The sequence below is a fragment of the Fructobacillus papyrifericola genome (assembly GCF_018437235.1).
In the GTDB taxonomy this organism is placed as follows: domain Bacteria; phylum Bacillota; class Bacilli; order Lactobacillales; family Lactobacillaceae; genus Fructobacillus; species Fructobacillus papyrifericola.
Genome location: NZ_JAAMFJ010000001.1, coordinates 703503 through 725169 on the forward strand (window position 1 = coordinate 703503; position 21667 = coordinate 725169).

Sequence of the window (21667 nt, forward strand, 5' to 3'; positions counted from 1 at the left end):
TCTCAGTCCTCTTCTTTCTCTTGGCTGGGTTTGGTAATTAAGTTAATAATGAATTGGCGGAAGCGTGGCGACCGCAATACAAGAATGGCAACGATGACGGCTAAGGCAACGCCGATTGGCAAGACCCCGGCCGGTAACGTCAGGTGGCCGAAGAAGTAGCCAATGGTGACCATGGCCGTTGCCCAAATAAAGGATGCCAAAGCCGACATGTGAAAGTAGGTCTTAAAGGGCAAGTTCAAGCGGTGGGCAGAAAGCGGCACAATCGTTCGGACAAAGGGCACAAAGCGGCCTAAGATAATGAAAAGCTGCCAGCGCTTAGGATTTAAGTTGGCCGTAATTCTCTCGGTAAAGTCTTCATTGAGATGCCTTTTCACCCAAGGAATCTTATCGACCTGCTTGATCACCCAGGCCCCCAACCAGTAGTTGATGGAGTCACCAATGGTGGAAGCCAGGGCAAAGAGCAGAAGCAAAATCGCGAATTCTTCTGGCGAATGGTGGCGCCCGGCTAGGCCGGCCGCCGTCATCACCAGTGCGTCACCAGGGATAAAGCCGGTAACAATGCCGCCCGTTTCCACTAGAATCAGCAGAAAAAGAACCGTTAATTCAATTAATGAAAAATTCGCGTCAGCATGACCAATGTGGGTCACCCAGTCCGCAAGTGCGCCAAAGGCTAATACCATGTGTTACTCCCCTTTTTCGTTCCCTTGCTTTTTAACAAAGAAACTAAGTCAAAAGTCTTACCCCGATTTTAATTAAAGGAAATTAATTTAAAATAAAAGGCTTTTTACCTACTTCAATTATACGCCAAGAAAGCCGCAAAGTCTGCCTTTGCAGGCGAATTTTTAAAAAAGAAGGAAATTTTCGAAAGGCTGAAGCTTTCCAAACAGAACGGACCCTTTGTTTAAAAGAAGCGGGCTTAACTGTTCATTATATAGGAGAAAAAAAGACTTTTTACCGTATATTGCTCAATTATTATATAAAAGAATTAACAAATAATAGCGGTATTAAAGCAATTTACAAAAAGTTTATCTTTTCACTTGACACAAGTTTGCTCAATGTTTATTATATATTGTGTAAAGTAAAACAAAGTTATTTGGAGGATGTTAATCATGGAAGCACTTGTTTTAACTGGTAAGAAGCAATTGGAAATCAAGGACATTGAAAAGCCCGAAGTGAAGCCAAACGAAGTTTTGATTCACACGGCCTTTGCCGGTGTCTGTGGAACTGACCACGCCTTGTACGCTGGGGAACCTGGATCAGCCGATGCCGTTCCACCAATCGTCTTGGGACACGAAAACTCAGGTGTTGTGAAGGAAGTCGGCTCAGCCGTTACCAACTTGAAGGTTGGCGACCGCGTCTCAGTTGACCCTAACATCTACTGTGGCCAGTGCAAGTTCTGCCACACGAACCGTCCAGAATTGTGTGAAAACCTTTCAGCCGTTGGTGTTACTCGCGACGGTGGTTTCGAAGAATACTTCACGGCACCTGCCGAAGTTGTTTACCCAATCCCTGACAACGTTGACTTGAAGTCCGCTGCCATCGTTGAACCAATTTCATGTGCCATTCACGGAATGAAGTTGTTGAAGCCATCCCCATACCAAAAGGCTTTGGTTATCGGAGACGGATTCATGGGTGAATTGTTCGTTCAAATCTTGCAAGCCTACGGTATCCACCAAGTTGACTTGGCCGGAATCGTTGACGAAAAATTGAAGATGAACAAGGAACTCTTCGGCGTGAAGAACACCTTTAACACGAAGAACGGCGACAAGATTCCAGCATCCGAATACGACGTTGTGATCGAAGCCGTTGGTATGCCACAAACGCAAGAAGCAGCCGTTGAATCAGCTGCCCGTGGTGGTCAAGTTTTGATGTTTGGTGTCGGTGGTCCAGATGCTAAGTTCGAAATGAACACTTACGAAATCTTCCAAAAGGAATTGACGATTCAGGGTTCATTCATTAACCCGAACGCCTTCGAAGATTCATTGGCCTTGTTGTCATCAGGTAAGTTGAACATCAAGCCATTGATGTCACACGAATTGACTTTGGCACAGGTTGACGACTTTGTTAACGGTAAGTTGGGCGTTGTCTCAAAGGCCGTTGTTAAAGTCGGTGGTGAAGAGGCCTAACAATTATGCAAAAAAGTAAACGTACCCTGGGCTGGGGAGTCTCCCTCGCCTACTTCGCCTTTTCGTTGGTGATTAATTCCATGGGAAACGTTTTGACCATCGCAACGAGCCAGAAGATTCACCCAGCCTTTCTGGGGTCCGCTTACTGGACGGCCGCTGAAAACGGTTGGAACATTTCCTTCATGGGCAATACCTCCTTTGGCTTGTCCATCGTCTTCTTCGTTGTTGGTGTGATTATCGCCCTCTTGAACATGGTCTTGGACCGCAAGGTCGACTTGGTTCGCTTTATCGGGAACCTTGCCTTCATGGTGCCCTTCTCCATGTTGATTGGTGCCTTCTCCGACTGGTTCAACCGAATCATGCCCGAAGCCGATAACTTTGGTATGATGGTCCTATACGTTCTCTTGAACTTCTTCGGGGTGGCCTTGATTGCCATTGCCATCTCCATCTACCAGCGGACAAACATTGTCTTGCACCCTGCCGATGACTTGATGCAGATCTTGCGCTTCAAGTACTTCAAGGGAAACGCCGGAATCGCCATGTGGGTGTCTTACATTCCACCAACGATTATCGGAGTGATTGCCTTGATTGCCGTGCCAGACTTTTCAAACTACGGATTGGGAACGATTTTTGCCTTCCTCTTCCAAGGTAACATCACTGGCTGGGCCGATAAGAAGATTTTCACTGGATTAAAGCACCAGGGAATTGAAATCATCGAGTAATGATTTTCCCAATAGATAAGTAAAGGAAGTGTTTTCATGGCATTTACTGATTATTTTGACGACGTTCAACACATTGGTATTCCCACAAAGGACTTGGCCAAGGCCGAAAAGTTCTGGGAATCCCTTGGTTTCAAGAAGATCGGTGACTTTCCTTCAAACGAAGTCATCTTCATGAACCGTGGTCACTTGACCATCGAGACTTGGCATGATGAAAGTGCTACTGGTAAGCCAGGAGCCATCAACCACATCTCCATGAACACGACAGACGCTGACCAGGCTTTCAAAGAAGCAAAGGCAGCCGGCTTTGACCTGATTGATTCAGAAGTGCAGCACCTCCCCTTCTGGGATAAGGGCATTAAGTTCTTCAACATCAAGGGCCCTGATGCCGAAATCGTGGAATTCTGCGAAATCGTTAAATAAGCTTGTCAGATAAAAAGCGTCCCGCCAACTAATGGCAGGACGCTTTTTTATATTCATTCATTTAGTGAAAGCAGCGCGTTAAAAACTTCTTGTGGTAAGACAATATCAAGATGAGCTGCTGATCGCTTATTGACATTTTGACGGCGCAGTAAGGCCTGCTTTTTAGAGACACTTCGCTGTTCCCCATTCACGGCAGCATTCTTGCGCAATGGGGGCACGTCAACACGGGCAAGGACTTTCCCTTCGACAAGTGCCTGAACTGGCATCGGGTATAAACGCCTTGGAATGGTCATCTTTAGTTCGTGCACCACCTTTTGCGTTAAAGCCGCCGCTTTTGACCGGTGCGTAACGAAAGCCAAAGCGTCGACTTTGGCATAGTTAACCTGAACATCGACTTTCACCAAATCCGATTCTTCAAAGCCGATGGCTTTAGTCTGCAGACTAGCGTAACCATGTGTAATGGACTTCAATTGGTTGAAAAAGTCATAGGCGATCTCAGCCAGTGGTAATCGATAGGAAAGGCGAACACCGCCTGCTTGATCAACTAAGTCTGCAAAAGTCCCTCGGTATCGTTCGGCCAATTTCATCACGGCATCCAGGTAGTCGCCCGGTGTATCAATAATACCAAGCACTATGGGCTCTTCTACTGATTCAATTTTTTCAAAACTAGGAAATTCAGCGGGATTTGTAACCGTGATTGCCTCTTTTTCCTGAACCTGACGGACTTGATAAGAAACGTTTGGTGCAGTCACAATGACTTCGATGCCATATTCACTCGCCAGCCGTTCCTGAATAATCTGTAGATGAAAAACCCCTAAAAAGCCGACACGAAAACCGGGTCCCAGTGCTGCCGAATGCTCTTCTGCAATGGTTAGCGCACTATCGTTCAGTTCAATCTTTAAGAGCGCCTCTTTCAAGGATAGATAATCATCCTTTGGGAAAATTCCGGCGTAGACGACCGGCTGCCGTTCTTGAAAGCCGCTTACCGCTTCCTGGCAACCCTTACTGGCACTGGTTAACGTATCACCAATTTTGACGAATTTAGGCTCCTTCAGGCCAGTGACGACATAGCCAACCTCCCCGGCACTTAGCTGATTCGTCTTCGTTCGATCCGGCCGGTATACACCGACTTCTTTTGGTTGAAAACTCTTGTTGGTCGCCATGAACCGTAATGTTTGCCCAGCGTTCAGCTGGCCATCCACTACTCTGATTTGAGTAATCACACCCAAATAGGCATCGTATTCTGAATCGTAAACAAGGGCCTTTAAAGGACGATTTGAATCCCCCTTTGGCGAAGGTAATTCCTTGACGATTCCCTCTAGTAACTCAGGGACTCCCTGCCCCGTTTTGGCCGACACTTGATAAATTGTTTTCGACAGCAGCGTTGAATCCAATGCCATCAGTTCGTCATAAACACGGTCAACATCGGCTTGGGCTGAGTCGACTTTATTAATGACCGGAATCATCGGCAAGCCTAGGTCATGGGCCAGTCGCCAGTTGGCAACCGTTTGTGCCTGCACACCCTGCGTGGCATCCACGAGAAGCAAAACGCCATCAGTGGCGGCTAAACTTTTACTCACCTCATAGGCAAAATCGACGTGTCCTGGTGTATCAATCAAATTTAACCGATAATTTTGACCGTCTTTTGCTCGATATTGAAGTTGTACCGTACGAGACTTAACCGTTACACCATGGGCTTGTTCAACCGATAATGAATCCAACAATTGAGGCGCCATTTCGCGTTTTGAAACGGTTCCCGTCAGTTCCATCAGCCGGTCTGATAAAGTCGATTTCCCATGGTCAATGTGCGAAATAATCGCAAAATTTCGAATATATTTTTCTTGCATGTCAGTTTCTCCATTCATTTTAGCTTGCTTGAATGGCACTGATTAAATCAATTCCATTCGATGAGTTAGAATGGAAGTCCAATGAGTTGAATTGGCATAATCGCTCCTTTATACAAAAGAAAAGCAACACGACGGCTGCTTTTCAATAACTAAACACTATTTCGCATCATCAAGGGCCGAAACATAGTTATAGGCCTCTTGACCAGCCAAACCACCATCACCAATGGCCGTAGTGATTTGCCGCAGGTCTTTTACCAGAACATCTCCGGCAGCAAAGAGGCCAGGAACGACCGTTTCCAAGCGTTCGTTGGTCTTAATCCAGCCAGCCGGATCCGTAATGCCCATGTCCTTAAAGGCCGCCGTATTTGGCTTCAAGCCGATGTAAATAAAGACACCGGCCGTTTCAAAGGTAGAGGTCTCGCCCGTTTCATTGTTTTTCAAGTCAACGGATTGTACTTCTTCCCCATTCCCGTTAATTGCGGTAACGGAAGTGTTATAAACAAAGCGGATGTTTTCCTGCTTCTTCGCGCGGGCCTGCAGAATTGGCTGAGCCTTCAACTGGTCACCGCGAACAAAGATGGTCACGTCCTTGACGATGTTGGCCAGGTAAAGTCCCTCTTCCACAGCAGAGTCACCACCACCAACAACCGTGACAGATTCGCCCTTGAAGAAGGCGGCATCACAAACGGCACAGTAGGAAACACCTTTGCCCTGGTAATCCTCTTCGCCTGGCACACCCAAGTGCGTGTGCTCAGATCCGGTTGCAAGAATGACTGCAGGGGCCCTTAAATCGCCCATATCGGTGTGGACGACTTTGTCCTGATTGTCCAACACTTCGATGCCAGAAACGGCACCAAAGGCGTATTCAGCACCAAACTGCGTCGATGAAGCATACATTTTCTCGGCAAGGTCCGGTCCCATGATGTTGTTATAACCCGGGTAGTTCTCAACTTCGGCCGTGTTGTTCATTTGGCCCCCGTAGATTCCCTGGTCGACCATGACCGTCTTTAATTCCGCACGGGAGGCGTAGGTTGCTGCCGTCATGCCGGCAGGTCCAGCACCAATGATGATGACGTCGTAGTTCTTCACTTCTTCAGCCATAAGCACTCCTTTCCTTACTTGGATGATTCCTTGGTTCTTATTGTATATCTTAAAAATACATTTGTCTAATTAAAAAAAGAGGTGTCTAGACCTCTTTTTTAATTACAACTTTGCCGCGATTTCCTTGATGTAAGCACGCAGTTCATCTTTGACTTGTGGGTGCTTCAATCCGAATTCGATGTTTGTTTCCAAGAAACCAATCTTTGAACCGATGTCGTAACGGTTACCCATGAACTTGTGGGCATACACGTGCTGACGGTTGTTCAAAGTATCGATGGCATCCGTCAATTGGATTTCACCACCCTTACCAGGCTTCGTGTTTTCCAATTCTTCAAAGATTTCAGGCGTCAAGAGGTAACGTCCGATGATGGCCAAATCAGAAGGGGCTTCTTCAGGCTTTGGCTTTTCAACAAAGGACTTCACACGGTAAAGACCGTCTTCTTTGACCTTGGCTGCAGGATCAATCACCCCGTATTCTGAAACACGGTCGTGAGGCACTTCCATAACGGCCAAAGTTGATTCGCCGGTTTCGTTGTATCGTTCGATCAATTGCTTGGTCAACGGTACTTCGTCTTGCATCAAGTCATCGCCGAGCAAGACAACGAATGGTTCGTCGCCGATGAAGCTCTTGGCAGTCAAGATGGCATCCCCAAGTCCCTTTGGACGTGACTGACGGATGAAGTACATGTTGATATCCGTCGTTTCTTCAACCAACTTCAACAACTCAACCTTGTTCTTTTCACGCAAGTTGTTTTCCAATTCGGGGTTGGAATCGAAGTGGTCTTCGATGGAGCGCTTTGACTTTCCATCAACAATCACGATGTCTTCGATACCAGAAGCAATGGCTTCACGAACAATGTATTCGATCGTTGGGGTATCAACAATTGGCAACATTTCCTTAGCAAGTGCCTTGGTAGCGGGCAAAAAACGCGTTCCCAAACCAGCTGCTGGGATAATGGCTTTACGTACAGGTTTCATTCTATCCTACTTTCTTATCGGCCCGAAGAAACGGACCGTCGTTCTTTTCCATTATAGCAAAACTTTGCTTAATCTTCAGCTTTCAATGGCCTTGTCATCAAATCGTTAATTCCCTGATCGATGGTCTTGCCTTCGTAAATCACTTGGTAGAGGGTTCTTGTGATTGGCAGGTCCAGGTCGTATTCCTTTTCAAAGTCAACAACGGCCTTAATCGTGTTCACACCCTCAATGACCATGCCCATCTCCTCTTCGACTTGGGCTAAAGGCTTGCCGGATGCCAAGGCAACTCCGGCACGGTAGTTACGTGAATTTGGTGACATCCCCGTCACAATCAAATCTCCAATACCGGCCAAGCCTAAGAAAGTCTCCGGTTCGGCACCTAGGGCCTGACCAACCTGGCGAATTTCAACCAAGCCCCGGGTGAGCAAGGCAGCCTGGGCGTTTGCCCCAAAGCCCTTGCCGATCAACATCCCCGATCCAATGGCGATGATGTTTTTCAAGGCACCACCGAGTTCCGAACCGACCAAGTCGGTATTCGTATAGGGACGGAAGTGGGCGTTGGCTAGGGCTTCCTGCAAGACTTTGGCAGCCGCAGGGTTCGTCGAACCAATTGAAATGGCCGTCAAGTCACCCTTGACCACGTCTTCGGCGTGGGAAGGACCAGAAATGACTGCCAAACCAGTGTAGGCTTCTGCAGGAACCTCTTCTGCAATCATTTGAGAAATCCGCAGGTGGGTCTTTTGCTCAAGGCCCTTTGCCGCATGGGCCAACACGACCTGCTGCTTGTTTTCATTAAGAATTCCCGCCAATTGTTTGGCTACTTCGCGAATGGCCTTAGTTGGCACAACGAAGAGCACAACGTCAGCCCCCTTCACAGCGGCCGCCATGTCAGCGGTGGCCTGAAGACGGTCATCCAACTTGGCCCCTGGCAAATAGCGCTCGTTTGTCTTTTGCCCGCTGATCTCTTTGGCTTGCTCAGCCTTGTGTGACCACATCATCACGTTTTGACCGTTTTTGGCCATCGTGTTTGCCAGCGCCGTTCCCCATGAACCGGCACCAAGGACTGCAATCTTAGTCATGTTTCTTTTCCTCAGCATCTTCTTTTTGGTTTTCTTGGATGGCCTTATCCATTCGTTCTTGCAGGGTCTGCAAGGCATCGTAACCCATGCTTTGAGTACGGAACTTAACGGCGGCGGCATCAATGACAGAAGCCGTGTTTCGACCAGGCGTAACCGGTACGACCATCTTCTTAATCTTGACCCCTAAAATATCCAAGGTCTCGTCTTCGTTACCCAGACGATCAAAGTTTTCTTCACCAATCTTACCGTTTGACAGGTGAATGTTTAGGCGAATGGAGGCGTGTGACCGAACGGAAACGGCTCCGTATACCTGTTGGACATCAATGATTCCAACACCACGGACTTCCATCAAATTACGCAAGACCTCAGAGGGTTGACCAATCAAGCGTTGTTCGTCTTCTTGATGAATGTCGACACGGTCATCGGCAACCAGGCGGGCCTTGCCCTGCTGAATCAATTCGAGGGCCGATTCAGTCTTTCCAATCCCGGCATCCCCGGTAATCAGAACGCCCAGTCCGTGGACGTCAATCAAAACGCCGTGGACGGCTTGGCGGGGTGCCAATTCCCCACCCAAGTAGTAGGTCATGTTGGACAGGATTTGAGAAGAAGTTAAGTGGGTGGTCAGAATTGGAATCTGGGCCTCTTCTGCCGCCTGCTTCAATTCATCAGCAATTGGTAAGTTTGTCGAAACGACGAAAGCCGGTGTCTTTTCATCGGCCATCTTTCGATAAACCATGAGCAATTCATCGTGGGACATCCGTTCTGAAAAGGACGTTTCCGTGATTCCCAGCAACTGCACTCGCTCCGGTGCGTAGTAAGTAAAGTAACCGGTCATTTCAAGGCCGGGACGAGAAATGTCAGCCGTTGAAATTGTCCGATTCAAATAGTCATGGCCGGATACAATCGTTAACCGTGTGTGGTCAACCAGGTCCTTCACTGTTACCTTTTTTACTGCCATCTTACTGCCTCCTCATTTCAATTCGGGTTTGGTTCATGAAAACCAGGTTTGCAACGGTCATCAAAACGGCCACTAAGAAGGCCCACCAAAAGCTTTCAAAGGCAAAGCCAGGCACGAAGTAGGCCGTTAACTCCAACAAAGCGGCGTTGATGATCAATGAAAAAGTCCCGAGGCTAACAATCAGCAAGGGCAGGGCCAGAACCTTCAAGACCGGCTTTAACAAGCGGTTTAGGATGGTCAAGACGAGGGCGGCCACCGCCGCCACGGTCATGTTCTCTAAGATAAAGCCGTTTGGAAAAATTAGGGCACAGGCCAGGAAGACGGCCATGTTGACGGCCGTTTGCATGATAAAGCGCATAGGCACTCCTTCAATTCGATTTCTTATCCCCATTATACCAAAGTCTACTTATGGCTTAAATTAAAAGCAGTAAAAAAAGCCCTCAAACGGGCTTTTTGTGGAAAAATTCATTAAATGAAGTAGTTATAACCAGGGTTCAATTCAATAATCTTCCCCGTGCGCTTGTAGACAATCCATTCGGCAATGTCCGTCGTGTAATCACCAATACGCTTGACGTAACCGGCAATCACCAAGTAGTCAGCGGCTGAATCAACCAATTCAGGGTCTTCCTTCATCCCCTGCACGCAGTCCGTTCGGACTTTGGCAGCGGCGTTTGATAGCTGGTGGTTCTTTGCCGCAATGTTTTCGGCACCCAACGCATCGTTTTTAACGTAGTAGGCCATGACTTCCGAAACCATCGTGGCAACCAATTCACCCATTTCGCCCAATTGCTTTTCAATGGCCTTCATGTGCTTGGTTCCCTTCACACGAATGGTTGAGGTCGCGATGTTGCGGGCCTGATCCCCCATCCGTTCCAGTACGGAAACGGCCTTCAAAATCGTCACGATTTCGCGCAGGTCCGTTGTGACCGGCTGGTAAAGGGCGATCATTTCAAAGGTCTTCTTTTCCAAAGCCGCTTCCCGCTCGTTGATCTTGTAATCGTGATCAATGATCGTGCGGGCCCCTTCACGATCGTGCTTAATAAAGGATTGTACGGCCGCCTGAATGGTCTTGGCAACCAGTTCACCCATTTCAGTAAAGGATGAGTCCAAATCAGCTAATTCATCATCAAATAGTCGACGCATCGCAATTTCCTTTCAATTTTAAAGCCAGTGGCTAAACAACTCTCATTATCCGAAACGACCGGAGATGTAATCAGCGGTTTCTTGTTTTTTAGGATTGATGAAAATCTTTCGTGTATCCCCGACTTCGACCAAGTCGCCATTCATGAAGAAGGCGGTCCGGTCCGAAATTCGAGAAGCCTGTGACAGCGAGTGCGTCACGATAATCATGGCGTACTGGTCACGCAATTCCAAGAGGGTGTCTTCAATGTTGTGAGCCGAAACCGGATCCAAAGCAGAGGTCGGTTCATCTAACAACAAAAGGTCGGGCTGGGTAGCCAAGACACGGGCAATGGAGACACGCTGCTGCTGACCACCAGAAAGTCCCAGAGCAGACTTGCCCAGGTTATCCTTGACTTCTTCCCAGATGGAAGCCGCCTTCAAGGATTCCTCAACGGCCTTGTCCAACACCGCCTTATCCTTCACCCCTGCAAGGCGCAAGCCGAAGGCCACGTTGTCATAGATGGAGAATGGGAAGGGGTTTGGTTGTTGGAAGACCATGCCAATCTTTTTGCGCAGTTCAACCGTATCGGTTGTTGGTGCGTAAATGTCTTGGCCCATGAAGTTAAAAGAGCCGGTCACAGTCACGTTGTCTTCCAAATCGTGCATGCGGTTTAAGGCACGCAGATAGGTCGACTTTCCGGAACCAGAGGGTCCGATTAAGGCCGTAATGCCCTTTTCTGGAAAGTCCAAGTCGATTCCGTGCAAGGCTTCCTTGTTACCATACCAGAGCTTCACGTTGCTCGTTTCTAAGATTGTTTCATTTTCTTTTGTCATCCAAAATTACCTGAAATATAATCGTCGGTCAGCTTGACCTTTGGGCGAGTGAAAATCTTACGGGTCAGGTCGTACTCAATCACCTTCCCCTGGTGGAAGAAGGCCGTGTAATCCGAAATTCGAGCAGCCTGCTGCATGTTGTGCGTCACGATGATAATCGTGTAGTACTGCTTCAACTCCAACAAAGTCTCTTCGAACTTGGCCGATGAAATTGGATCAAGGGCCGATGAGGGTTCGTCCAAGAGCAAAATATCGGGCTTCAAGGCCAGGGCACGGGCAATCACCAAACGCTGGGCCTGACCACCTGAAAGGGCCAAGGCGGACTTGTTCAGTTCGTCTTTGACCTGGTCCCAGAGGGCCGCCTGCTTCAAAGTCGTCTCCACGATTTCATCCAGTTCCGCCTTCGTGTACTTACCACGACGGGTCAGAGGAAAGGTGATGTTGTCGTAAATTGACTTGGCAAAGGGGTTGGGCCGTTGGAAGACCATGCCGATGTGCCGACGCATTTCGTAAACGTCGATATCCTTGGAATTGATGTCCAAGCCCCGGTATAGAATCTTTCCGGTAACGTTGGCCACCCCGTCGTTCATGCGGTTCAGTGAGCGCAGGAAAGTCGACTTACCAGAACCAGAAGCCCCAATCAAAGAGGTAATCTTGTAGCGTTCAAAGGACAGGTCACCTTCTGAAAGGGCCAACTTTTCGCCGTAGTGGACCTGCAGGTCCTTTGTCGAAAGGGCGATTTCATGGCGGTCGCTATCCATTTGGTAGACAAAGCGTTCGGGCCGTGTATCCGAAATGAATTCGGATACTGGCTTTAATTCTTGACTTTTATCGGTCATGTTAACCTCACGAATTCGTTAACTTCTTGTACAAAAGTGTGCCTAGTCGCCTTGCAGAGAAATTGAAGAGCAAAACAACAATGATCAAGACGGCCGAGGCGCCAGCTGAGACAGCTGACAAATCCGGCATAATTCCCTCGGAATTAATCTTCCAGATGTGCACTGCCAAAGTTTCGGCTGGTCGGAATGGCGAAAGTGGTGACGCCATGTTAAAGGGATTCCAGTCGGTAAAGTCCAGGCTCGGTGCCGACTGTCCGGCCGTATAGATCAAAGCAGCCGCTTCACCAAAGACACGACCGGCAGAAATAACGACACCGGTCACGATTGAGGGAACGGAGGCGGGCAAGATAATGTGCAAGACCGTTTCAAAGCGGGAAAGGCCAAGGGCCGCCCCGGCTTCACGCTGCAAGTTTGGAATCTGGCTCAATGACGTTTCAATCGACCGTGTCAAAATGGGCAGGTTGAAAATCGTTAAGGCAATCGCACCAGAAAGAATTGAAAAGCCTAAGTGAAACTTGACCACGAAAATCAAGAAGCCAAAGAGTCCAACAACAACGGATGGAAGTGATGACATCACTTCGATGGCCGTGCGGACAATGGTAATAAAGAGACTTGGCTTCGCGTATTCATTCAAGTAAATCGCCGCCCCAAGGGCAATTGGGAAGGAAATCAGCATGGCTAAAATCAACAGGTAGAAGGAATTGAAGAGTTGTACACCAATTCCCCCACCGGCTTCAAAGGAGCGGGCCGGTGCCGTCAGAAAGTGCCAGGAAAGGTGTGGCAAGCCACGTACGAGGATAAAGGCAAGCATGGCCACCAAAACCAAGGCCACGGAAGCGGCAATGGTATAAATGACGCCCGTGGCGACTTTATCAGCAGTCTTTGCATTCATTATTTCATCTCTCCTTTACGTCCAATCATGCGGATTAAGACATTAAAGATCAGTGACATTAGCAAGAGAATCATGGCCAGTGACCACAAAACGTTGTTTTGCAGTGAGCCCATGACCGTATTTCCAATGCCCATCGTCAACACGGATGTCAAAGTCGCAGCCGGTGAGACCAGGGAATCGGGCATGTTGGCCGCGTTTCCAATCACCATTTGAACGGCCAGCGCTTCACCAAAGGCCCGGGCCATTCCAAAGACAATGGCCGTCAAGATACCTGGAATGGCAGCCCGGAGCACGACTTTGTAAATCATCTGCCAGCGGGTCGCCCCAATGGCCAAAGCCGATTCACGGTAGTGCCGGGGCACCCCTTTTAGGGTGTCGACCGTCATGGAGGTAATCGTTGGCAAAATCATGACAAAGAGCACGATTGTTCCAGATAAGATCCCCAAACCGGTTCCGCCAAAGACGGAACGGATGGCCGGTACCACAACTGTCAAACCAATCACACCGTAAACAACGGAGGGAATTCCCACCAGGAGCTCGATGACCGGCTGCATAATCTTGGACCCACGCTTCTTGGCAATTTCGGTCATGAAAACCGCAGTCCCAATGGCAAAGGGAGTCGCGATAATGGCGGCCAAGAAAGTAACGGCTAGGGAGCCAACAATCAAAGGCAGTGCACCAACGCCGGGCAAGCCGGTTTTCTTATTGACCACGCTGGGATTCCAGTCAGTACCAAAAAGAAAGTGCGTAAGTGACACCTTGTTGGTTGTAAAAGTCGCAATCCCTCGTGTAATCACGAAGGCGAAAATGAGCACCACAATGGCGGCAATCAAAATCAGTGCGGAGATCGAAATGAACTTACCAAAGCGATCCTGTTTCGTGGATAAGGAAGTTTTTTTAATTTTTTCAGTAATTAAATCCATTGTTCAGCATTCCCCTTATTTACGGGTGATCCGACCGTTCAGGTCACGATCAATCTGCATCTTTTGTACGGAGATATAGCCAAGCTTTTCAACGTACTTCTTCTGGAAGGAAGAGGAGTTCATGTAGGACAAGAACTTGGCCGTGTCCCCAGTTGGCTTTCCCTTGGTGTAGATGTGCTCATAGGACCAAATTGGGTAAGTGCCGTTTTCAACGTTTTGGTCGGTTGCTTCTACCCCGTTGACTTTGACAGCCGTCACATCGCTTGAACGGTAGGCAAAGGCCACGTATGAAATGGCCCCAGGCGTGTTTTGCACGATTGACTTGACCATTCCGGATGAATCCTGTTCCTGGGCTTCCTTTGAGGTTGCACCATTCATTGCCCACTTTTCAAAAGCGGCACGGGTTCCAGAACCAGCAGCCCGGTTGACCAGCACAATCTTCTTGTCGGCACCACCAACCTGCTTCCAATTGGTAATTTTGCCAGTGAAAATCTCAGTTAGCTGGTTCAGTGTCAAATTGTCGACACCTACCTGCTTGTTAACGATTGGCATGATACCAACAACGGCAACCCGGTGGTCAACTAAGTCCTTCGTCGAAATCCCCTTTTTCTCCTCCGCATACAAATCGGAGTTACCAAGGGAAACGGCTCCCTGTGCAATTTGGGAGAGACCTGTTCCAGAACCGCCAGCTTGAACGGTTACTGAAACTCCGGGATGTGACTTTTGAAAGTCCTCCCCGGCCGCTTCAACCAATGGTTGAAGGGCAGTCGATCCGACGGCGGTGATTGGCGCATTGTTTCCATTCTTATCCCGTGTTTGGTAAGCAAACACGAGGAGTCCAGCAATGAAAACGAGGACAAGGGTCGTAATCACGGCCCCACGATGCGATCTTTGCATGAGTGTTTTTTCCCCTACTGTGTGCAAAAGATAAACTAACAACAGAAAAAATGTTCCATAACTAAGCAGCGGATTTGTCAAAACAAAAATGTCGGTTAGAAAGGAACAAGGCCATTATAACAAAAAAAAGCGTTTAACACGCTTTTTGAAAGTAAATTAATATCTTAATTTTTAGATAATTGGTTCATCCGTCAAGCCATCGTCTTCGGCAGGCTTTCCTGCGTCCGTTTCATCAGGCCCAGCTTCAGTAGCAACCTCATCACCAATTCCGTATGCGTTTCGCACTTGACGGTACAAGTCTTCACGCAGTTCGGCATGTTCGGGATCATCGAGGTATTCCTTGGCCTTTTCACGACCTTGGCCAATTCGTTCCCCTTGGTAGGCATACCATGAACCAGCCTTGTCAATGATGTCTTGATCAACGGCCAAGTCAAGGATTTCACCAGTTTGTGAAATTCCCTTTCCATACATGATGTCCACTTCGGCCACCTTAAAGGGCGGAGCGACCTTGTTCTTGACAACCTTGACCTTGGTCAAGTTTCCCATGACGTCGGCCCCGTCTTTAATCTGCGTTGAACGGCGAACTTCCAGACGAACCGTTGAATAAAACTTCAGGGCACGACCACCGGGTGTCGTTTCTGGATTACCAAACATGACCCCGACCTTTTCACGAATCTGGTTAATGAAAATGGCAATCGTTCCCGTGCGATTCAAGGTTCCGGCCAACTTACGAAGGGCCTGGGACATCAAACGGGCCTGCAATCCAACGTGGGCATCCCCCATTTCCCCTTCGATTTCCACACGGGGAACCAGGGCGGCAACGGAATCGACCACGACCATGTCAACGGCACCGGACTGAACCAGGGCATCGGCAATTTCAAGTCCCTGTTCACCAGTGTCTGGCTGAGACAACAGCAATTCATCCTTCTTAACACCCAACGCTTCGGCGTACTTCACGTCCAATGCGTTTTCGGCATCGATGTAGGCAGCCGTTCCGCCGGCCTTTTGAATTTCGGCAACGGCGTGGAGAGCAATCGTCGTCTTACCAGATGATTCTGGTCCATAAACTTCGACAATTCGTCCCTTTGGGTAACCACCAACGCCAAGGGCCACGTCCAACTTAACGGAACCAGATGGTGAAGTGGCGATTTGTGTAGTTTGGTTATCAGCAAGGGTCATGATTGACCCCTTACCAAAATTCTTTTCAATTTTTTTGAGCGCTTCGTTTAAGGCAGCCTGACGGCCGTCCTTCTTGTTATCACTCGTTTTCTTTGCAACCATATGAAAACTCCTTATCGTCTACCAATAGTTTACGGATAACCGTTTTAAATTGCAAGATTTTTTCGAACATTTGTTCGCTTTATTTCCCCCTTTACCTAATGAAACGAAAAAAGCGCTCATCGCGCTTATAGTCCGTCTGCAAAAACCGAGCGGTTTTGCCAGAAGTAATCGATTCCCGAATAGATTGTAAAGAAGACCGCAATGTAGAGCAGCACCTCGCCAATTGGAAAACCAAAACTAGCAAATGGCCAGTCCTTCAAGTAGAGGAAGAAGATGGCAAACATTTGCGAGAAGGTTTTGATCTTGCCAGGCCAAGCGGCCGCCAAGACCGTCCCGTTGTTTTCAACAACAAGGGTCCGCAAACCAGTCACGGCTAACTCACGGATGACAATCACCGTCGTGACCCAGGCGGGCACCTGCAAAAAGGCCGTCAGGTAAATCAGAGCCGTCATCACCAACAGCTTATCGGCCAAAGGGTCGAAGAACTTTCCAAAGTTGGTGACCAAGTTCTTTCGACGAGCAATCTGTCCGTCTAAAAAGTCAGTTAGGCAGGCAATGGCAAAGACGATGGCCGCCAAGACCCAGTTCATGCTTGGTTCAGCCATGAAGAGGGCGTCGTCTTGGCCTGGCCAAGACAGCAAGAGAATAAAGACCGGAATTAAGACAATACGAAAAACCGTTAATTTGTTTGGTAAGTTCATGACACTCCCCTTACTTGTTAAAGTTCAACAACACGTTCCAAACCGTCGAACCGTTTGGCAAGTTTGGCACATCAACGTGCGTGTTGTTAACCGTCATTGTGACGTGACTAATTTGTCCGGCCGCAATCGTAACGGCAGCCGTGTTAGCTGGCAGATCAACGGATTCTTCGGCATCCTTTGTGACCGTCTTGTTGAAGAGGACCTTCCCGGTTCCGTCCGTGACTTTGACCGTGCTATCGCCGTCCTGGCCCTTAATAACCAACTTGTGGCTCTGAGTCAAGGAGTTGGCCACGTTATAGGTGGTCTTCTTGTTGGTTGTATCCGTTTGAGGGTTTTCCAACTTAACGGCGTTTGCCGCAGAAGAGGAAGAGGTCGATGATGATGGTTGTGGAACAGACGATGAAGCAACCTGAACCGTGTCGTTCGAGGAGTTGCTTCCCCCGTTATTCACACGGGTCATCACAAACCAGGCAACCGCCAAAACCGCTAAGGCCAAAATCAAGAGCCAAATCTTTGGAATCCAACCACGGAAGCGGGACTTGAAAGTCTCGCTGTCGCTCACACCGGCTCGGACAATGCCGTCGTCATCGCGGTGGGCGTAGGACAAATCAGAGGACACGTATGGATCAAAGTCCACCTCACCAAAGAGGTCGTCGGGATCCAAGCCAACCGCTGCGGCAAACTTCTTGGCAAAGGCCCGGGTATAGAAGGGACTGGGTAAAACATCCTGGTCGTCTTCTTCAATTGCCTTTAAAAACTTTGGCTGAATCTTCGTCATTTCGGCCAGTTGTTCAAAGGAGTAACCCTTCTTCTCCCTGGCGTCTTTCAATTCTTGCCGTACTTCACTCGTCAAATTTTCAACCATTATCTCAACTTCTTTAACGTAAATTGGGTCAAAGGACCCGGTTGTAACGCTGTTTTGGCATAGGCGATGACATCGCCATGCTCAAACCTTGCTAATATCTTCATTTTATCAAAGAGTGACAGCCCGTACAAGGCTAAATCATCGTCCAAAGCCAGTTGTTCCAAGCGGTCCTGCTGCATGCTGTTTTCGCCAATCAAGGCCCTTTTCAAAAGGTCAAAGTCACCCCCTGCTTCCTGGACAATCGCAATCAGATTTGCCAAGCGCTTTTCAATCAGTTCGGCCTGATTTGAGACATCATCAGCAGAGGAGAAGAAGAGCAGGAAGGCGACACCGTCTAGCACCTGCACCTCGTAGTCAAAGTCGTCGCCCAAACGGCCCTCTTGATACTGCTTTTGATACCAGTCTGTCTGCTCACCGAAGGTCAGATCCAAGGCGATTTCGGCAAGTAGACGCTGTTCAGTAAACGGCCTTCCGTCCACCAGAGGCAGCCGCTTCAAAAGGGCCAGCTTTTCTCGTTGCACCGCAGCCTTGGTACTCCCCTGCCGCCTTTGATCTTGGGGCAGGCTCAGTTGTACCCCTGCAGGCACCGCTCCTTTTTTCAAGCCCAGCCTGGCCTGACTTTTTACAATCCAGTCTCTTAATTGGTCGGGCTCTTTTCCCGAAACAACGGTCAGGCTGAGGTTAGCGGGTTGGTAGAAGCGTGCGTGGACTTGGTAAAGCAGTTCGGCCGTAATCTCTTTCAAAGAAGCCGGCGTTCCCGCAATGTCGTCTGCCAGCGGACTCTTTTCAAAGGCAGTCTTCAAGACACCCTGGTAGAGGATTGAAAAGGGGTCGTCTTGATAACTGGCAATCTCTTCTTCAATAATCCCCCGCTCGCGAGCGACCGTTTCTTCCGTAAAGTAGGGTTCTTGGACAAAATGCAGCAACAAATCCAGGGCCTTCTCAACCGACTGGTTTGTCGAAAAATAATAGCAGGTCTGATCCATGGTCGTGAAGGCGTTGGCATCGGCCCCCAGGTTGGTAAAGTCAATCAAGACATCCCCACTTGGCTTATCAAAGAGCTTGTGCTCCAAAAAGTGGGCCGTACCGGCTGGCACGGCCTGCTTTTGCCCCCGGTCATCTTCATAGCTCGTCGACAGGGAGCCCATGGCAACGGAAAGGGCGGCCACGGTTTGTTCATAACCGGGTCTTTGAATGAGGTTAACCCGCAGGCCATCGGCCGTGTAAAAGCAGTCAACCGCTTCCTTTTGCTGATCTCGATTCATCATTTGCCCTCCTCTTCTGCCATGATGAAGCTGTCGACTTTTTTAAGTTTAAAGGCAAAGTCCTGCAGGTCCGACGCACCGACACTGTCCAATGCTTTCAACAAGTCTTCTTCTGCCATTAAGCCCGGCAGAAGGCGTCGCAACAACCCCTCTTGGCTTTGGGCCTGCAGATCGTCTACCAACCTTAAACGGGCTGCTAAAACCGTTTTTTTGGCCTGATCAAAGGCTGCCGTTGAAAAGTCCCCCCGGGCAATCCGTTCCATTTGCTCATCGACTAAGCCAAGCACTTCACGCGCACTGTCTTTTGCACACTCGCCTAAGACAGTCACCATTCCCAGGTCCCACTGTAGCCGGGAGGAAATTTGGTAGGCCAAGGAACGTTTCTCCCGAATTTCTGTAAAGAGTAAGGAAGCCGGACCGGCCCCCAAAAGGGCGTTAAAGATCAAGGCAACCGCCAAGTTCTGCTGTCCTTCTTCTAACTGGTAGTGAGCCAGTGTGACCGCCTGTTGAAAGTCGGCGTTTTCAAGCCAGGTCAACGGCCCTTTGCGCAACTCGGGCCGTTTGACTAAAAGCCCCCTGCTTGAATTGTTTTTACGCTTCGGCCAGTCCTGCACAAAAGCAGCCACTTGCTCTTCACTCATTTCCCCGTGCACATAGAGCAGTCGATCGTCTTCTTCTACCATTTCCGCATAGGCCGCCTCGATATCTGCAACCGTCAGTGCAGCGACTTCGTCAACCCTACCCAAAATGGATTCACGGAGGGCCTGGTCGGCAAAAAGATGGGTCCGGGCTTCGTCTAGGGCCAAAGCGACTTTATCATCCTGACGGTTTAGGATTGCATGCTGCAGATTCTTTTTCTCGGCGGCTAATAGCTCAGGCTGCTCGACCAAGCGCTGCCAGTTCTGGTTAAAAACCATCTCCTTAAAAAAGGTCATGGCAAGGTCGTCGATGCCTTGTTGACTGTCGGGCAAGCTGGACTTTTTTACAAAGGAGAGGTTAAAAAGCAGCAGATTCAATTGGCCGTATGCCTGCACGCGCACTGAAAAGGAGGCACCGTAAAGGGCCATTAAGCGCTTCGCGACCGCCTGTTGTTTTTGGTAACGATTCGAAGAAACCGCCATTAAGTAGGATAAAAGCGCCCGGCGACTAGCCGCCCCCTCTTTTGCTTTCTGGACAAAGGCCAGCATTACGGAATTGGTGTTAAATTTTTGGCTTTCATGCACGTTGAGCCATTGCAGCGCCCGTTTTTCTTCAACCATTTTCACTTCTCCTAAAAAAGTCGCGTGCGGGACCAACCCGAACGCGACCTGAGGTTATCTTCATCATTTTAAGTCTTGACTGCTTTGACCAAACCAACGCTTTTCGAGCTCGGCTAAGTAACCGCTCTTTTCCAACTTGGCTAGCTGTTGGTTGACTGCCTTTTGCAGCCCCTTATCGCCCTTTCGGAAGGCGACGACGTCGTCTGAAATGGCAAAGTTACCGGTCAAAACTGCATAGTCATTTGGATTGGCCTGCTGCTTAATGTAGTAGCGAGCGTAATCCTCGTCGACCAAGAGTCCAGTGATTCGGTTGGCGTTCAAATCGGTAAAGGCCTTATCGAAGGTGTCATAGCCAACGGCTTTTTGCCCGGCAATGTATCGCTTCAAGACGTTCGGCTCATTATTCAAAGCCGTTTCACCGGAGGAACCGGTTTGAACCCCGAGGACCTTACCGGCCATTTCGGCAAAGTCATGAACACCCGAGGACTTCTTCACCACCAGGGCTAATTGGGCCCGGTGGTAGGTGCTTGAAAAGGCAACCTGCTTGGCCCGCTCGGGGGTCTTCGTGTAACCGTTCCAGAGCGCATCAATGTTTCCGGTATTCAATTCGGTTTCCTTCATCGACCAATCGATTGGCTGCCAGTTCACCTTAATACCCATGTTTGAAAAGACCTTTTCGGCCAAGTCAACATCAAAACCGACAATCTTACCCGAACTATCCCGGAAGCCCATTGGCACAAAGGTGTCGTCTAGGCCGATGGTAATCGACTTTTTCGCCTTGATTTCAGACCACTTGTCATCACGGGCCACGACTTTGCCGTTACTAGGCTTTAAGACCGTCACAAGGGTCAGGGCCAGCAGGGCGAAGAAGGCAAGAGCCACAAGGGAATTGACAATGATTTTCTTCTGCTTTGAAATCATCGCTTAACCTCTTTTTCAAAGTCGAAGGTTTCATCGGCGACTTTATCAGCAAAGGGCAAGTCGTGGGTGACGACCAACTGGGACACCCCTTCTTTTTTCAGGGTTAACATGACGTCGACCACCTGTTCCGTCGCCTTCTCATCGAGGCCAGAGGTTGGTTCATCGTAGGCGATGACCTGCGGATCCATGGCCAGGGCCCGGGCAATGCCGACCCGCTGCTTTTGACCACCGGACAGTTGATAGGGATAGAGATCGGCCTGTTCGGACAAGCCCAGCTTAGTCAGTAAATCATTGGCCTTGGTCTCGGCATCCACCCGGTCCATCTTTTTAACCGTCAGCGGTGCCAGTAGAATGTTTTCCCGGACCGTCAAGTGTGGGAAAAGGTTGAAATCCTGAAAAATCAGCCCAATTTGGGAGGTAAAGGCTGGGTCTGAAATGGCATAGTCCTGCCCATCCATCGTCGCTTCACCAGACTGGGCCTCTTCCAACCCCGTTAAGGTCTTAATCAGGGTCGTCTTACCGATTCCGGAAGGACCAAGAATGGCTAAAATCTCCCCGTCTTGAAGCGTCAGTGACAGGTCTTTAAAAATGACCTTATCCCCGTACTGCTTGGATAACTTATCGATTTTAATCATGA

At 49.0% G+C, this 21667-nt stretch carries 23 protein-coding genes; 3 read left to right on the plus strand and 20 right to left on the minus strand.

The window, feature by feature from the left end; all coding sequences use genetic code 11:
- Positions 1-2: 2 nt before the first annotated feature.
- On the minus strand, positions 3-680 hold the full coding sequence (locus G6R28_RS03285) for a DedA family protein (protein WP_213792797.1): 678 nt from the start codon (positions 678-680) through the stop codon (positions 3-5).
- A 429-nt stretch (positions 681-1109) separates the two neighbouring features.
- Here G6R28_RS03285 and G6R28_RS03290 point away from each other — a divergent pair, with 429 nt between their 5' ends.
- The 3 genes from G6R28_RS03290 to G6R28_RS03300 are packed head-to-tail and all read left to right on the plus strand — an operon-like array spanning position 1110 to position 3268.
- A complete protein-coding gene (locus G6R28_RS03290; RefSeq protein ID WP_213792798.1) occupies positions 1110-2126 on the plus strand; it encodes a zinc-dependent alcohol dehydrogenase family protein in 1017 nt (338 codons plus the stop codon).
- Positions 2127-2131: 5 nt separating this feature from the next.
- Complete coding sequence (locus G6R28_RS03295) at positions 2132-2848, plus strand: DUF6198 family protein (protein ID WP_213792799.1); 717 nt, start codon at positions 2132-2134, stop codon at positions 2846-2848.
- A gap of 36 nt (positions 2849-2884) precedes the next feature.
- Positions 2885-3268 carry a VOC family protein gene (locus tag G6R28_RS03300; protein WP_213792800.1) on the plus strand — a complete coding sequence of 128 codons (384 nt, stop codon included), beginning with the start codon at positions 2885-2887 and terminating at the stop codon, positions 3266-3268.
- Between the two features lie 53 nt (positions 3269-3321).
- Here G6R28_RS03300 and lepA read toward each other — a convergent pair whose 3' ends face one another.
- The 19 genes from lepA to G6R28_RS03395 form a co-directional block, all read right to left on the minus strand.
- Positions 3322-5115: a translation elongation factor 4 gene (gene lepA / locus G6R28_RS03305; protein ID WP_213792801.1), complete on the minus strand. Its 1794-nt coding sequence runs from the start codon at positions 5113-5115 to the stop codon at positions 3322-3324.
- Positions 5116-5271: 156 nt separating this feature from the next.
- A complete protein-coding gene (gene trxB / locus G6R28_RS03310) occupies positions 5272-6216 on the minus strand; it encodes a thioredoxin-disulfide reductase (RefSeq protein ID WP_213792802.1) in 945 nt (314 codons plus the stop codon).
- Between the two features lie 102 nt (positions 6217-6318).
- Entirely contained in the window at positions 6319-7194 is an 876-nt protein-coding gene (gene galU, locus G6R28_RS03315) for a UTP--glucose-1-phosphate uridylyltransferase GalU (RefSeq protein WP_213792803.1), read from the minus strand.
- A 68-nt stretch (positions 7195-7262) separates the two neighbouring features.
- Positions 7263-8273: an NAD(P)H-dependent glycerol-3-phosphate dehydrogenase gene (locus G6R28_RS03320; RefSeq protein WP_213792804.1), complete on the minus strand. Its 1011-nt coding sequence runs from the start codon at positions 8271-8273 to the stop codon at positions 7263-7265.
- Positions 8266-9231 carry an HPr(Ser) kinase/phosphatase gene (gene hprK, locus G6R28_RS03325; RefSeq protein WP_213792805.1) on the minus strand — a complete coding sequence of 322 codons (966 nt, stop codon included), beginning with the start codon at positions 9229-9231 and terminating at the stop codon, positions 8266-8268. Before hprK ends, G6R28_RS03320 begins: the two co-directional genes overlap by 8 nt.
- 1 nt (position 9232) lies before the next feature.
- Positions 9233-9589: a phage holin family protein gene (locus G6R28_RS03330; RefSeq protein ID WP_213792806.1), complete on the minus strand. Its 357-nt coding sequence runs from the start codon at positions 9587-9589 to the stop codon at positions 9233-9235.
- A gap of 110 nt (positions 9590-9699) precedes the next feature.
- Positions 9700-10374 carry a phosphate signaling complex protein PhoU gene (phoU, locus tag G6R28_RS03335; protein WP_213792807.1) on the minus strand — a complete coding sequence of 225 codons (675 nt, stop codon included), beginning with the start codon at positions 10372-10374 and terminating at the stop codon, positions 9700-9702.
- A 45-nt stretch (positions 10375-10419) separates the two neighbouring features.
- Complete coding sequence (gene pstB / locus G6R28_RS03340) at positions 10420-11187, minus strand: phosphate ABC transporter ATP-binding protein PstB (protein WP_213792808.1); 768 nt, start codon at positions 11185-11187, stop codon at positions 10420-10422.
- Positions 11184-11948: a phosphate ABC transporter ATP-binding protein PstB gene (gene pstB, locus G6R28_RS03345; RefSeq protein WP_420798098.1), complete on the minus strand. Its 765-nt coding sequence runs from the start codon at positions 11946-11948 to the stop codon at positions 11184-11186. The genes pstB (G6R28_RS03340) and pstB (G6R28_RS03345) overlap by 4 nt, the downstream gene beginning before the upstream one ends.
- Positions 11949-12033: 85 nt before the next feature.
- Positions 12034-12918 (minus strand): phosphate ABC transporter permease PstA, encoded by an 885-nt coding sequence (gene pstA, locus G6R28_RS03350; protein WP_213792810.1) that lies wholly within the window; start codon positions 12916-12918, stop codon positions 12034-12036.
- On the minus strand, positions 12918-13841 hold the full coding sequence (pstC, locus tag G6R28_RS03355) for a phosphate ABC transporter permease subunit PstC (protein ID WP_213792811.1): 924 nt from the start codon (positions 13839-13841) through the stop codon (positions 12918-12920). Before pstC ends, pstA begins: the two co-directional genes overlap by 1 nt.
- 15 nt (positions 13842-13856) lie before the next feature.
- Positions 13857-14738 carry a phosphate ABC transporter substrate-binding protein PstS family protein gene (locus tag G6R28_RS03360; protein ID WP_213792812.1) on the minus strand — a complete coding sequence of 294 codons (882 nt, stop codon included), beginning with the start codon at positions 14736-14738 and terminating at the stop codon, positions 13857-13859.
- 171 nt (positions 14739-14909) lie between these two features.
- Positions 14910-16019, minus strand: a complete 1110-nt coding sequence (gene recA / locus G6R28_RS03365; protein ID WP_213792813.1) for a recombinase RecA — start codon at positions 16017-16019, stop codon at positions 14910-14912.
- Between the two features lie 125 nt (positions 16020-16144).
- Positions 16145-16720 (minus strand): CDP-diacylglycerol--glycerol-3-phosphate 3-phosphatidyltransferase, encoded by a 576-nt coding sequence (pgsA, locus tag G6R28_RS03370; protein WP_213792814.1) that lies wholly within the window; start codon positions 16718-16720, stop codon positions 16145-16147.
- 10 nt (positions 16721-16730) lie between these two features.
- Entirely contained in the window at positions 16731-17585 is an 855-nt protein-coding gene (locus G6R28_RS03375; RefSeq protein ID WP_213792815.1) for a helix-turn-helix domain-containing protein, read from the minus strand.
- A complete protein-coding gene (gene yfmH, locus G6R28_RS03380; RefSeq protein WP_213792816.1) occupies positions 17585-18853 on the minus strand; it encodes an EF-P 5-aminopentanol modification-associated protein YfmH in 1269 nt (422 codons plus the stop codon). Before yfmH ends, G6R28_RS03375 begins: the two co-directional genes overlap by 1 nt.
- Complete coding sequence (locus tag G6R28_RS03385; protein WP_213792817.1) at positions 18850-20109, minus strand: M16 family metallopeptidase; 1260 nt, start codon at positions 20107-20109, stop codon at positions 18850-18852. The genes yfmH and G6R28_RS03385 overlap by 4 nt, the downstream gene beginning before the upstream one ends.
- A gap of 63 nt (positions 20110-20172) precedes the next feature.
- Complete coding sequence (locus G6R28_RS03390) at positions 20173-21030, minus strand: amino acid ABC transporter substrate-binding protein (RefSeq protein WP_213792818.1); 858 nt, start codon at positions 21028-21030, stop codon at positions 20173-20175.
- Positions 21027-21665: an amino acid ABC transporter ATP-binding protein gene (locus G6R28_RS03395; RefSeq protein ID WP_213792819.1), complete on the minus strand. Its 639-nt coding sequence runs from the start codon at positions 21663-21665 to the stop codon at positions 21027-21029. Before G6R28_RS03395 ends, G6R28_RS03390 begins: the two co-directional genes overlap by 4 nt.
- Positions 21666-21667: the final 2 nt, after the last annotated feature.